The sequence below is a fragment of the Mycolicibacter sp. MU0102 genome, assembly GCF_963378105.1.
GTDB lineage: Bacteria > Actinomycetota > Actinomycetes > Mycobacteriales > Mycobacteriaceae > Mycobacterium > Mycobacterium holstebronense.
In genome coordinates this window covers 3223350-3235629 of the sequence record NZ_OY726398.1, presented here as the reverse complement: position 1 = coordinate 3235629, position 12280 = coordinate 3223350, and the positions used below count along the sequence as shown (strand labels likewise).

Genomic DNA, 12280 nt, shown 5'->3' with positions numbered 1-12280 from the left:
GCGTGCGCGGCGCTCAGGCGCCGAAGAGCACGGCGTGCATCAGCGTGCGTACGCAGGCCTGCTCGTAGGCCATGTGCGGCGCTGAGTCGTGCGCCGGGTCTGCACCGGGCCGGTCGTAGTGCACCAGGCGGCCGAGATCGACCACCAGACCCATCGCGGCGTGCACCAGGAATCGGGCGGCTGTCGCGGTGAGTTCAGGCCGCACTAATCGCAACAGACCGACCCAGGAGTCGATGGTGGATCGTTGCACATTGCGTAGCAGCGCCCGATCGGTTGGGGACAGGTGGATCTGTTCGCTGTAGTAGATCGCCGCCAATTCTGGGTTGGCGAATGAGGTGGCAACGTAGATGTCGACCAGCTGTGCCAGCGCTTCTCGCGGTTCGGACCGGTTGGTGTTGACCACCGCCAGCTCCGCGGAGAGTCGATCGGACGAGCGGCGCAGCGCGGTACTGAGAATGTCGGTCTTACTGGGAAAGTAACGATAGATGCTCGAGATTCGCAGTCCGGCGGCCTTGGCGATCTGGGCGACGCTGGTCTCGGCGTAGCCGTGGCGGTGAAACAGCATCATCGAGGCGTGCAGCACCGACTCGTACATTCCGGCATCCGCGGTGAAGATATGCGCCCCGCGCGCCCCGGATGCAAAGTTGTCCGGCGTGGGCAAATCGGTGCGCAGCAATGCCCATGACGCCGCGGTCAGCAGGTCGGTGATGTCGCTGACCGTGGCACGTAGGTGGTGATCGGTGATGCCCCCGGCGACGCTGAGCAACGCCGCGGAGAGCATCTGTCGGTGCAACAGCGGTGCGGCCGGGAGTAGCTCGGCCAGCGGTTGCTGGAGGCGTCGGTTCACCAGCCGTAGCTGATCCAACAGTGCAGTGGCGTCGGCTTCGCGCAGATAGCGTGCCTGCCATCGGTATAGGCCACCGGATTCGCGGTTGCGCAGTGCGACGTCGATCAGTGCGTGTATCAGCTGATCGAGTGCTGCCGCGGGGCCCGCGGCGGGGTCGATGGCGATGTCGGTGACATCGACCAGTTGTTGGCTCAGTGCCAGCACCGCGACGCGGAACAGGTCGTACTTGCTGGCGTAGTGCCGGTAGAGGGCGGGAGCCGAGACGCCGACCTCGGTGGCGATGTTCTCCACGCTCACCGCGTGATAGCCCAGGGTGCTGAACGATTCAGCGGCAGCCCGGGCGATCTGGTCTTTGCGATCTTTGGGGCGCCGCTGGGTCGTCCGCGCGGTGTCAGCCACGCGTGGCGCCCAGCGAGGTGGTCGGCCGGTGCTGTGCCGCCGTGCGTAGCGCCGCGCGCGCCCTGGCGTTCCAGTGGTGTCGGGGGGTCAGCGCCGACAGCTGTGACAACCGGACGAATTGGCGCAGCGACCAACGGTCGGCGGCGTTGACGTTGATGCCGCTCAGCTCGCGGGCGCGGGGGTGTTGCAGGGCGCGGATGGCGGGGTGGGGCACCGTGCGCATCCACCAGTCGGTGGGGGCGAAGATCTGCTCGCGGAACGGCTCGAAGTGGGCACCGGCCTTCAGGTGCGACTGGCAGTAGTCCTCAAAATATTCGCCGAATTCCGCCCAGGTCGCGGGCATCGGTCGGGTTGATACGCCGTATCGGCGGTACCAGGCGCAGCACTCGGCATAGAGCTGTTCGTGTTCGCCTGCGTCGAGTGGACGGATGAAGGTGTTGACCATGACGAAGAGGGACTCTACGTACGCGCTGTGCTGAAAATGGAATGTGTCGGGGTTCAGTGCGTGGTACTTGTGCCCGAAACTGTCGACGCCCTTGACGTGTTCGTGGGAGAAGCGCATCTGGGGCCGCATGTCGATGTCGGCGTAGGCGTAGTTGACGGCTTGGGTGAAGGTGCGCTTCTTGTGCAACCAGATGCGTTGGCGCATCAAGGCGTGCTCGCTGATGCCGGCGGCGATGCCAGGATGCAGCAGCAGCAGACACACCGCCCGGGGCAACACGAACAGGTAGCGCCGGTCGGCCAGGAAATGCCACAGCAGGCTGTCGGGCCCTAGGCCGTCGTCGTGGTGAGTCGCCATGGTCAGATCAGTGACTTGTGGCGTCGGATGCGGTGGCGAACATCGGCCATCAGCACGTGATAGTTGGCGGTCCGGATGAACCGCGGAATGAAGCGGTTCACAAATGACACGAACAGGAACAGATTCTCGAACTGGCGTTGTTCGCCTCGCGACCATTGCACACCGAGCAACTCTCGAAAGACCGGTGGCAGAAACCCGATCGTCAGGAATCGCAGCAGCGGCCCGAGGAGCACCCGGAAGATCGGGTTAACCATCTTCAAGTCGACCAGGCGCATGAGGTAGTCGCGGACAGCGTCGTCCATCGTAAGAGTCTGACAGGTGCTGTTCCAGTAGGTGTCGAACTCGGCGCGGGTGGGCGGCCACTGGTCGTCGGTGACCTGCAAGGTGGTGCCCAGCGGCCAGGCATGGCGATAGAACATCTCCGCCTGTTCTTCGGTCATCTTGCCGCGCAGCAACTGGTAGGTGTCTTCATAGAAGACGAACAGGCATGCGGCGACCCATAGTTGCAGATCGCGGTCGAAGGCGTTGTATTTGACCGGGCTGTTCGCCGTGGAGCGAACCTGCCGATGCGCGACGTTGACCGCGTCACGGTAGGCGGCGCGGTCTTCCTCGGTGCCCAGCACTGCGACGGCCATGTACTGGGCTGTGGTGCGCAACCGCTTCCACGGATGGTGCATCAGCGAGCCGGATTCCACGCGACTCTCCACCACGCCGTAGCCGACGCCGGGCAGGCTCAACTGCATGATGACATTGGCCGCTGCCGCGGCAGCCGACCAAAAGTCCAGCGCCTCAGTCAGATCGACCGGGTCGTCGTCCCAACGCGGGGTGTAACAGTCGACGTGCACGCGGGTCTCGGCGGTGGTGAGTGTGCGGCGGCGGGCCTGATCCTGGCCGTGTTGTTCATGGCAGGTCGACATATGAACGGTCCTCTCGATGCAGCGACATGTGACGGCTAGGGTCCGGCCAGATAGTGCGGGAGCTGGGCGAGCCCCCAGATCAGCCCGGCCGCCCCGACCAGGACACCGAAGAACAGCACAACCAGCACGCCGGCGCGCAGCAGTCGGGCTTCGGGGGTGGCCAGGTAGCGCAGCACGCTGACGACGAGATCGATGATCCGAACCAGAAGCATCATCTGCGGGGTCCTCCTATCAGGGCCGGCCTCACGTTCCACCGTATTCCGGTAGCAGGGTGGGCGACAGCGACGCCAAGGGCACCCTGGCCACCACCGCCCCGCCATCCATGGACCACACAAACCGGTCGGCGGGCTGCGGGTTCTCTCGGAGCAACGGTGCGTCGGGCAGGTACAGCACCAGTTGATCGGTAGTCAGTGCGAACGCCCGGTAGTCGCCGGAATATCCGCTGCCCCGTGGGTTGGGCGCAAATTCCTCGACGGTGAACGGGTAGGTGTTGGGCGCATGCGGGGGCGCCGCGGCGTCGAGTGCGGCCGGCAGCACCGGGGCCGCTGCGCCTGCGATGACGGTCATCGGGTCGACGTCCGGTTTGAACAGGTCGCCAAGGGTCAGGCGACGCCCGGTGGCCATGTCGAACACGAAGGTGCGGTAGGCGTTGTTGGCCTGCATCCCAAACGGTTCCAGGCATTCATGGACGACCAGCGACTGCACCGCTCCCGGACCGGGAAAGCTCTCGTAGTAAGCGAGCGCACTGCTGTCTCGCATCGCCTCGGCGCCCGAGCTGCGCCAGCCGCTCATCAGGCGGCGGTAGAAGTCGCGCACCACCGGTCCGGCCGCCGCGTCGTCCAGCATGGCCGCGGGAAGGTCAAAGGCGATGTATCGCTCTGCCTTTCGAGCCGAAACCACCAGGGTCGTGCAACGCTGACCGTCCCAGCTCGCCTGCAGTTCGTCGCAGAAGGCCGGCGCCGAAGCGACGGCCGTCGGGGCCAGCACTGTGCTGGTGGTGGCCAGCAGAGCCGTCAGAGCGCCCAACGCCTTACCGATACTCGTCATTGTTGCTGTCCCGCCACGACATCGCTGACCAGCCACCGCCCGGAATCCTTGTGCAAGGTGAGCGCCATGGCGGTGACGTCGGCCGGCGCTTGGGCGATCTGGCCTCCAGGAGTCTTTTTCAGCACCGCACTGCTGAAGGTCTGCTCGACGAACAGCAGCACCGTAGCGTCGGTGACGTCGGCTGATTTCACCGCGGCGTCGATGACGGTGCCCCTGGTGGTCACCTGGTTGGCGATCAACATCGCTCGGAGCTCGGAGCTCTGCTTGGCGTAGCGGTCGTGGAATGTGCCGGTCGATCGGTCCAACAGCTCGGTGATCTGCCGATCGACCGTGCTGGGGTTCGCTGTTGTCAGCAGCTCCGCGTATTGCGTTGCGGCCTCGGAAGCCTCACGGCCGGCGAGTGTCGATCGATGCTGTTGGTAGAGCAGCCAGCTCTGGTATCCGCTGCCCGCGAGAACCGCGGCCGCGCAGAGTATTGCGGCGGGCCGTATCGCACGCCGTAGCCGGGACTGCGGCGAATCGGTGGGCACCACCCGTGCCGCCTCAACGCTGGGTGTCTCAACAACGGTCATCTCGATGCCTTCGCCGGTCAGGTCAGGTCGACCTGGCTGGCCAGCCAGCGGTGGTCGACGAGTTCCATGGTCATCTGGATTCGGTTGCGGTCTATCCGTGGTTCTGATCGCACCGCGTTGGTGATGGACTGATCGACGAACAGCAACACCTCCACGCGGGTTGTGGTGGCGGATTTGACGGCAGCGTCCAAAACGATGCCCCTGCCGGTGGCCTTGTTGTCGATCAGAATCTGGCGTAACTGCTTGGCGCCCAAGCTGTAGGCATCCTTGAACTGGCCGGTCGCGCCGTCGAGCGCACGGGCGTAATTGCCGTCGATGTCGGCGGTGTCCAGGGTGGTCAGGGTGATCGCGTAGTCCTTGGCGGACGCCAGGGCGGCCTGCCCCGCGGCAGCGCGCGCATCGAGTTGATGCAGACGCCACCCGGCGTATCCCGAGTAGGCCAGCGCCGCGATCAGCACGGCGGCCACCAGCGCCACTCTCACGCGGTGGCGCCGCGGCGCCGGGGCCGATGGCGTTGTGGGTTCGGGTTCGACGCGGTCGGCGGTCTCGGCGGTCGCTGAGTCCGTCGCCAAGTCCGTTTCCAGGTCCGTCTCGAGTTGTTTGTCGAGTTGGTCGAAGACGTCTGGGTCGGCTGTTTTTCCCATGGGGCTCGGCTTTCTCATCAATTGGGGATCCACGCGGGCAGCTGTGGGCCGCCGTCGGGGGTGGGCAACGTGTAGGGCGGATAGACCGGCGGTGGCTCCAGGGTCGCCAACGGGTCGTGGGCCGGGGGCGGCCCGGCGGTGTCGTCGCCGGGCGGGCGCGGCGCATTGCGGGCGCCGCGAACCAGCAGCGACGGGTCGTCGTCGGGGCAGTAGGTGTAGCGGTACGGAGCTGGGAAGTTCACCGCGGAGGGCGGTTTGCGGGGCAGGCCATAGTCGCAGCGGTGCCGGGGATAGATGTCGGCGATCACCCAGATGCCGCTGTCGTGCACGGTGCCGGCCAGGCGGTCCACCAGCGAACCGTGGTCGGGGCGCCACAGGTCCTGCAGGGCGGGCACACGCAGATAGAAGATCTGCGACAGGGTGGTCAGGTTGCCCAGCAGGGCGTAGACGTTCTCGCGGTTGTCGCCGATGAAGCTGTCGACCTGTCCCAGTTCAGTGCCGCCGAGTTCGACCAGGGTGCGGAATCCGCCGTCCATGGTGTTGACGCCGCCGAGGATCTGTTGCAGGTCGTTGCTGGTGGCGCTCAATCCCGGGCTGACGTCGCTGAAGGTGGTGAACGTGATCCGGGTGTTGCGCAGCATGCTGACCGTCTCGGGCAGTACGCCGTCGAGCGTCGAGGCGAGCAGCACCGTGCCGTCCAACAGGGCGGACAGCTTCTTGCCGCCGTCGGGGCTGACCCGAAGCTCGTTGAAGACCGCCGTCAGCTTGTCGGCGTCGACCTGGCCTAGGGCGCCGCGGCTGTCGTCGATGATCTGGGGCAGCGACACCGGCACGCTGGTCTGCTCCTGGCCGATCAGCGAGCCGTTGGTGAGGTACGGCCCGTTCTCGTGTTCGGGACGAAAGTCCAGGTATTGTTCGCCGGCGACTGACAGCCCGGACACCCGCACCCGAGTGTCGCGCGGAATGGGGCGGTCGGCCCGCAGTGCGACGACCGCCTCGGCTCCCGCCGCGGTCAGGTGCACATCGGTGACCCGGCCGATCGGGATGCCGCGCAGCGTCACGTCCTGATTGACCAGCAGCCCGCCGGACTGCGGGAGCAGAACTCGAACGGAGATCGTCCTCTGCGCGGGGTTGATCCCGACCCCGAAGATCGTCACGTATGCCGCTGCCACCGCCGTGGTCAATGCCAATCCGATGCCGGACAACAGAATCCGCCGGCGGTATCCGGCTTGGACCAGCCACACGCCCAGCCGCGCGAACAGGTCGAGGAGGTCGAGGAGGGGTCTCATCGCTGCGGTCCGTAGATCCGAGACAGCAGCATGTTCCACTCGTAGCGCAGGTCACCGACCATCAGATGCCAGTCGGTGCCGTCGGTCCAGTGGAATTCGGGATCGCCCGGGTAGTTCTTGTCGGGCCAGGGAACCAGCGTGATCTTGTCGATTTCTCCCTTGACGTGCGCGGCAGGGCCGTTGAGGGTCTTCATCAAGATGCCCAGGAATCGGTTGAACGGCATCAGCGACAGGTCGGGGTCGACGGCGATCTCGTTGAACATTCCCGCCATCTTGTTCAGATCGGCGGTGAGGCTGCGGGTATCGGTGCCCTGCAGAGACGGGAAGCGGGACAGCTGACGGGTGATCCGCGCGCCGGTGTCGACCAGGTCGATCAGGTCGGAGGTGTTGTCGGAGATGACATTGAGCGCGGGCGCCAGGTGGGTGAGGGCATCGTCGAAGGTGTTCTGACGCGCCGACATGGTTGCGGCCAGCTCCGATGATCTCCGCAGCGTCAGGTCCAACTGCTGCGAGCGGGCGCTCATCCGGGAGAGCAGGGTCGCGGTCTGGTCCAGCAGTAGACCGAGTTTCTCACCGCGTCCGCCGACAGCCTTGCCCGCGCCATTGAGCATGGACACCAGGTGGCGCACCGTACCGCCGTTGACCAGCATCGCCATCGAGCTGATCAGCTCTTCGATGGTCGGAGCGTTGGCGGTTGATTCCAGCGGCAGTACCGAGCCGTTGTGCAGCAGTGGCGCGTCGTCGGGCCGGTTCTTGTCGGGCCAGATCTGAACGAAGATGTCACCGAGCGGGGTGGCCGACCGTAGCTCAGCGGTGCTGCCGGCGTACAGCGGTACGGCCGACTTGATCCGCATGGTGATGTAGGCGTTGAAATCCTGCGCCCGAATGGATTCGACCTCACCGATCTGCGCCCCGTACAACCGCACCTTGGCCTTCTCCGGAAGGTTCAAGGCGTCGGAGAAGACCGCGGTAATGGTGTAGTACGGCCCGCCGCCGCCGGGTGCGGGCAGCGCCACGCTCTCTAGGTCCAGGCCGCATCCGACGGTCAGCAGCGCGGTCGCGATCGCCAGCGCCGCTCGAACCCCGTGCACCCATCTGGTCGGCCGCGTCATGGCTGCGTACCGATCCCGTCTTGCATCAGATCGAGCATGCTGCCCAGCCCGAAGTCCGGTCCGTAGTCCTGCGCCGTTCCGGTCGCGCATGCGAGCTGCTTGAGGCCCATCAGGTTGCAGACCTCCTTGCCGAACTGACTGTTGAACAAGGTTTTGCCCAGCAGCAGGTGCGACCGCAGGCTGCCCGCGTTCTCGTCGATGACGTTGTAGAAGTTGTCGATGAACAGCGGCCCCACGTCGAGGATCTCGCGCAGGTCACGTTCGTTGTCGGTGAGCGTCGTGGCGACCGTCCGGACACCGGTGAACGCCTCTCGCAGCCGATCGGAGTTGCCTTCGAGAAGCCGCGATGTCTCGGCGAGCAGCCGGTTGATCTTGGCTCCGGTGTTTCCGGCTCCCAGGTTCTCCGTGGCCAGAATGTCGCTGAGCTGGTGTACGTAGGAACCGAATTCGCGCAGTGCGGAGTCGTTCTTCGACGCTGCTTCGCTGAGCTCGGCGATGTTGGCGATGATCGTCTGGATGGTCTTCTTGCTGCGCGCGCCCTTGTCCGACCCGACGCGCAGGGCTTCGGATAACCGGCCTAACGTCGCCTTGATGTCTGGCCCGTTGCCGACGGTGATCTGCGAGCCAAGCGCGACGAATTCGCCCAGCGGGCCAGCATTGTTGTCGTTGCCGCGCAACGCGCTGCCCAGCTTGTCCATCATCGCCAGGGTCCGTTCGAACTCCACCGGTGTGCGGGTGCGGTCCAGGCTCAGCACGTCGCCGTTGCGCAGCTTGGGTCCGCCGCGATAGGCCGGGGTGAGCTCGACGTGTCGGTCGGTGAGCACCGAGGATGAGACGGTGACGGCTTCGGCGTCGGCGGGGATGTCGACCCCGGCGTCGATCGCGAGCTTCACCTCGACGTAGCCGCCTCTGGGGGTGATGCTGGTGACCTTGCCGACGTCCATTCCTAGCACCGACACCCCATTGCCGGCGTAAAGCCCAACGGCGTCTTGGAATTGAGCGGTCACCCGGATCTTGTGCAGGGACAGTCGCGGCAGGTCGGGGATCAACCGCGGTGCCACCGCGGCGCCGGTCACGGCCAACACGAGTGCGGCCGCACCGGCGAGCACGTAGAGCTTGAGGGCGCGGCTCATTCGCAGTCCTTGAAGTACTCGACCAGGTTGAACTGCCTGGCGCGCCCGCTCAGCGCGCACATCCAGGAGTCCACGAAGATCCCGGCGGGCAAGAAGACATCGGCTGCGTTGCCGCTGCCGGTGGCGTTGGCGAAGTTGCGCAGGGCGACCGGGGTCGACTGCAGGAAGCTGCGCAGCAATGCGTCGTGATCGGCGGTCATCTTCATGAATTCATCGAAGTCGCGGATCATTTGGTTGACTGCCGCCTCGTCGCCGAGGATGCCGTGGGTGCGATCGACCAGCAGGGTGGCGCTGGCGAACAGTTGTTGCACGGCCGCACGGCGGGTGGCGATTTCGCGCAGCACATCACGGCCCTGCTGGACCAGGGCGCCGAGGTTGGCCCGCTGGTCGCGCAGCATGGTGGTGAGCGTTTCGGTGTTAGTCAACAATGTGCCGAGCTGCTCGCGGCGGTCGGCGATGATGTCGGCCATCGCCTGCAGGTTGGTGAGCGCCTGCGGCAGTTCCGCGGCGACCCCGCCGAGGTTCGCGTTGATCATGTTCAGTGAGTCGACGAACCGGTTGGCGTCCACCGGCCCCAGGGTGCGTGTCGCCCCGGCGAGGGTGCGTTGCAGATCGTAGGGAACCTGGGTGTGTGCCAAGGTGATGGTCCGGTTCTCCAGCTGCCCGGTGCCCGCCGGTGACAGTTCGAGATAGCGCGATCCCAAGATGGTGGTCAGCTTGATCGCGGCGCGGGTGTCGGCGCCCAACGGCACGCCGCGCTCGACGTTGAATCCGACGACCACGTGGTCGCCGGCGAGCGTGACGCGTTCAACGGTGCCGACCTTGACGCCGGCGATGGTCACCACCGCACCGGAGCGGATCTGGGCGGCCTGGGCGAATTGGCCTTGGTAGCGGGTCTTTCCGACGCCCAGACCCGAATAGACGACGGTGGCCGTGAGCACGGCGACGATGATGGCGATCGAGACGACGCCCATCCAGGGCCGGCTGAAGGATTCGATGGGCCGTTTGAGTGTGGCGGGGATCAGGCTCATCGGCACGCCGCCGAATGCTGGTGGGCCAGGCCTTCGCTGGCGGTAGCCGCGCCGACGAAGGACCGGAACCAGTGGAATAGGCCGCGCCACAGCCCGAAGTCCAGTTCGCAGGCGTAGACGTCGCTGTAGGTGCCGCTCTGGGTGATCCGCGCCAGCCCCTGCAGGACGTACGGCAGGTTTGCCGCCATGTAGGCGAATCGTTCGCGACCGTCGTTGACACCGTAGTTGAGCAGGCCGGGTTGGCGCCCGATGAACTCTTCGAGATCGGGGGTGATGTTGTCGACGATGGTGGACAGGCGTGCCATGGTGGCGTTGATCGAGCCCACCGAGTCGACCAGCGGTTCGCGGTGATTCGCCAGCGTGACCATGGTGTCGCGCGACTGGCGGATCATCTTCTCCATGTTGGTGCTCTGTTTGGCCAGGTCGGTCATCAGCTGATTGAGGTTGGTGATGAGTGCGCTGAGCACTTCATCGGGCCCGGCGAACGTTTCGGCCATCTGCGAGGCCTGGGTGATCAACGTCAGCATGGAGGCGTGATTGCCTTGCAGCGCCAGAACTGTCGCGTTGCTGATGTTGTCCACCTGTTCGGGGTCCAGCTCGGCGAACAGGGGCTCGAATCCGTTGAGCATGTAGGAGACGTCCAGCGACGGGTTGGTGCGTTCGATCGGTATCTGGCCGTGGTGGGGCAGGATGTCGTGGTTGTCGCCGGGCCCTTGAGCCAGTCCGAGGTAACGCTGACCGATGATGCTCTGGTAGGTCACCGAGGCAATCGTGTTCTGGTAGAGCCGTTGGTTGCGTTGCACTCGGAATTGCACCTGGGCCGCGGTGCCTTGCAGTTTCACCCGGTCGACCCGCCCGACTCGCACCCCGGCGACGCGCACGTCGTCACCCGGCGCCATGCCGGACGCGTCACTGAAGATCGCCGAGTAACTGTAGGTGGGGCCGGCGATGTCGCGGCGCAAGGTGTTGTACACCATCCACGTGACGGTCAGGGCGAAGCTGGTGAACAGGGCCATGCCGATCACCGATTTGGAACGACTCCTCACCGGCCACCTTCTTTCTCGATCTGGCTCAGGTGCACCGTGTTGCCGCGCAACAGCGGCGCCAGTAGCAGCACCGTGGGGGTGTCGGCGCGCCCGGTGATCCGGCTGATCTGTTGTTTCTCCTGCGGGCTGCCCACCACGCCGACGTTGCCGCCGATGACCGCGCCCGCCGGCGCGACACCGGGGGTTTCGGGGGGTGCGGGCTGACCCGGGGGCGGGGGATCGGTGGTCCCTGCGGGTCGCCGGGCATCGAATGCCGGGGTGGGGTGAGGTTCGGCCGGTTCTCGGTCATGCCGGGGGTGGGGGAGACGCTCTGGGATTCCAACGCGGGGAACAGGTCGGGAGCAGTGGGCACCTCCGGTGCGGTGGCGCAGCTCGGTCCGGCCAGCTCGCCGTAGCGGGGGCAGTCGGCGCGGACATAGCTGCGGCTGGGCGTCAGAGCGAGGGCCGCCTTGACCTGCAGAAGATTTTCATTGGGATCCCAGATGACGTCGTAGACCCGGTTGGCCAGGGTCTGCAACTTGGTTGAGACTCCGTGGAATTCGCCGGCATGATCCGCGATCACCCCGAGGGCGGGGGTGAACTGGCTGGTGATGGTGATCATCCGGTCGGATTGATTCTCCAGGGCGCGTGCCAAGGTGGTCGTGGTGTCGGTGCCGCCGGTGAGCAGGCTGGATAGCTGCGGTCCCTTCTCGGCGATGGTGGCCATCGGTTGTATCGATCGGCCCAGGGCGTCGAACAGTTCGGGGGAGACCCGCTGCAGGCCGTCGGCCGCCGCCGACAGTGCCGACAGCGTCGTTGGGTCGATGTCGTCGGTGGCGACGACGGAGTTCAGCTGGGCCAGAATCTCGTTCAGGTTGTGGCCGGTGTCGGTCAGCTCCTGGCCGCGGCCGTGGGTCGCGGTGCCCAGGGCGGCGATCACACCGACGGTGGTGTCGTCAGGTTTGCGTCCCAGGGGGCTGATCAACTGACGGAGCTTGTTCAGCACGTTCTGGAACAGCACGGTGGGCAGCGACTGGTCTTCGAGGACCACTGAGCCCGAGCGCAGGTGGTTTTCGGCGGCGCCGTTGTCGACCAACTGGATCGCGGAGACGGCGAACAGGTTGGCCGGCACGACGCGTGCGGTGACCGTGCTGGGGATCTTGGCGGCGTGTTCGGGTTTGAGCACGACGTGGACTTCGTTGGGCAGCCCGTGCGTCGAGGGGGTGATGTCGGCGACCGAGCCGACCAGCAGTTCGTGGTACTTCACATCGGAGCGCGGCGGTAGGCCGTCGCCGATGTTGGACAGCCGCACGTCGATGCGGACCAGGTTGTCCAGCCGCCCCTGGGACTTGGCGACCATCAGTGTCGCGGTGGCAACAGCGATGACGATGAAGACGACACCCAACATGAACACCCGAAGGTTGGAGGGCCCCCGCGGATCGGTGTCGAACGAGTTCGGCATCGC

13 protein-coding genes are annotated in these 12280 nt (G+C 65.7%); all 13 read right to left on the bottom strand.

All coding sequences use genetic code 11. The features are described from left to right. Window positions 1-13 precede the first annotated feature (13 nt). The 13 genes from RCP37_RS15225 to RCP37_RS15165 are packed head-to-tail and all read right to left on the bottom strand — an operon-like array spanning window position 14 to window position 12277. On the bottom strand, window positions 14-1246 hold the full coding sequence (locus tag RCP37_RS15225; protein WP_308483886.1) for a TetR/AcrR family transcriptional regulator: 1233 nt from the start codon (window positions 1244-1246) through the stop codon (window positions 14-16). Beyond that, window positions 1239-2045 carry an oxygenase MpaB family protein gene (locus RCP37_RS15220; RefSeq protein ID WP_308483885.1) on the bottom strand — a complete coding sequence of 269 codons (807 nt, stop codon included), beginning with the start codon at window positions 2043-2045 and terminating at the stop codon, window positions 1239-1241. Before RCP37_RS15220 ends, RCP37_RS15225 begins: the two co-directional genes overlap by 8 nt. 2 nt (window positions 2046-2047) lie before the next feature. Further along, entirely contained in the window at window positions 2048-2962 is a 915-nt protein-coding gene (locus RCP37_RS15215; RefSeq protein WP_308483884.1) for an oxygenase MpaB family protein, read from the bottom strand. A 35-nt stretch (window positions 2963-2997) separates the two neighbouring features. Next, on the bottom strand, window positions 2998-3177 hold the full coding sequence (locus RCP37_RS15210; RefSeq protein WP_308483883.1) for a hypothetical protein: 180 nt from the start codon (window positions 3175-3177) through the stop codon (window positions 2998-3000). Window positions 3178-3205: 28 nt separating this feature from the next. Continuing rightward, complete coding sequence (locus RCP37_RS15205; protein WP_308483882.1) at window positions 3206-4009, bottom strand: mannan-binding protein; 804 nt, start codon at window positions 4007-4009, stop codon at window positions 3206-3208. Next, on the bottom strand, window positions 4006-4581 hold the full coding sequence (locus RCP37_RS15200) for an Rv1363c family protein (protein WP_308483881.1): 576 nt from the start codon (window positions 4579-4581) through the stop codon (window positions 4006-4008). The genes RCP37_RS15205 and RCP37_RS15200 overlap by 4 nt, the downstream gene beginning before the upstream one ends. 17 nt (window positions 4582-4598) lie before the next feature. Beyond that, a complete protein-coding gene (locus tag RCP37_RS15195; RefSeq protein ID WP_308483880.1) occupies window positions 4599-5225 on the bottom strand; it encodes an Rv1363c family protein in 627 nt (208 codons plus the stop codon). 17 nt (window positions 5226-5242) lie between these two features. Then, on the bottom strand, window positions 5243-6514 hold the full coding sequence (locus RCP37_RS15190; protein WP_308483879.1) for an MlaD family protein: 1272 nt from the start codon (window positions 6512-6514) through the stop codon (window positions 5243-5245). Next, window positions 6511-7626, bottom strand: a complete 1116-nt coding sequence (locus RCP37_RS15185; RefSeq protein ID WP_308483878.1) for an MlaD family protein — start codon at window positions 7624-7626, stop codon at window positions 6511-6513. The genes RCP37_RS15190 and RCP37_RS15185 overlap by 4 nt, the downstream gene beginning before the upstream one ends. After that, on the bottom strand, window positions 7623-8759 hold the full coding sequence (locus tag RCP37_RS15180) for an MCE family protein (RefSeq protein WP_308483877.1): 1137 nt from the start codon (window positions 8757-8759) through the stop codon (window positions 7623-7625). The genes RCP37_RS15185 and RCP37_RS15180 overlap by 4 nt, the downstream gene beginning before the upstream one ends. Next, the gene (locus RCP37_RS15175) at window positions 8756-9790 is read right to left on the bottom strand and encodes an MCE family protein (protein ID WP_308483876.1); all 1035 of its coding nucleotides are present in this window, start codon (window positions 9788-9790) and stop codon (window positions 8756-8758) included. Before RCP37_RS15175 ends, RCP37_RS15180 begins: the two co-directional genes overlap by 4 nt. After that, a complete protein-coding gene (locus tag RCP37_RS15170) occupies window positions 9787-10836 on the bottom strand; it encodes an MlaD family protein (protein ID WP_308483875.1) in 1050 nt (349 codons plus the stop codon). Before RCP37_RS15170 ends, RCP37_RS15175 begins: the two co-directional genes overlap by 4 nt. 25 nt (window positions 10837-10861) lie before the next feature. Beyond that, window positions 10862-12277, bottom strand: a complete 1416-nt coding sequence (locus tag RCP37_RS15165; RefSeq protein ID WP_308483874.1) for an MlaD family protein — start codon at window positions 12275-12277, stop codon at window positions 10862-10864. Between the last annotated feature and the right edge of the window lie 3 nt (window positions 12278-12280).

Coding starts and splice junctions, on each gene's coding strand:
- RCP37_RS15220 (WP_308483885.1), bottom strand. CDS start 2,045: ATGGCGACTCACCACGACGACGGCCTAGGGCCCGACAGCCTGCTGTGG.
- RCP37_RS15215 (WP_308483884.1), bottom strand. CDS start 2,962: ATGTCGACCTGCCATGAACAACACGGCCAGGATCAGGCCCGCCGCCGC.
- RCP37_RS15210 (WP_308483883.1), bottom strand. CDS start 3,177: ATGATGCTTCTGGTTCGGATCATCGATCTCGTCGTCAGCGTGCTGCGC.
- RCP37_RS15205 (WP_308483882.1), bottom strand. CDS start 4,009: ATGACGAGTATCGGTAAGGCGTTGGGCGCTCTGACGGCTCTGCTGGCC.
- RCP37_RS15200 (WP_308483881.1), bottom strand. CDS start 4,581: ATGACCGTTGTTGAGACACCCAGCGTTGAGGCGGCACGGGTGGTGCCC.
- RCP37_RS15195 (WP_308483880.1), bottom strand. CDS start 5,225: ATGGGAAAAACAGCCGACCCAGACGTCTTCGACCAACTCGACAAACAA.
- RCP37_RS15190 (WP_308483879.1), bottom strand. CDS start 6,514: ATGAGACCCCTCCTCGACCTCCTCGACCTGTTCGCGCGGCTGGGCGTG.
- RCP37_RS15185 (WP_308483878.1), bottom strand. CDS start 7,626: ATGACGCGGCCGACCAGATGGGTGCACGGGGTTCGAGCGGCGCTGGCG.
- RCP37_RS15180 (WP_308483877.1), bottom strand. CDS start 8,759: ATGAGCCGCGCCCTCAAGCTCTACGTGCTCGCCGGTGCGGCCGCACTC.
- RCP37_RS15175 (WP_308483876.1), bottom strand. CDS start 9,790: ATGAGCCTGATCCCCGCCACACTCAAACGGCCCATCGAATCCTTCAGC.
- RCP37_RS15165 (WP_308483874.1), bottom strand. CDS start 12,277: ATGCCGAACTCGTTCGACACCGATCCGCGGGGGCCCTCCAACCTTCGG.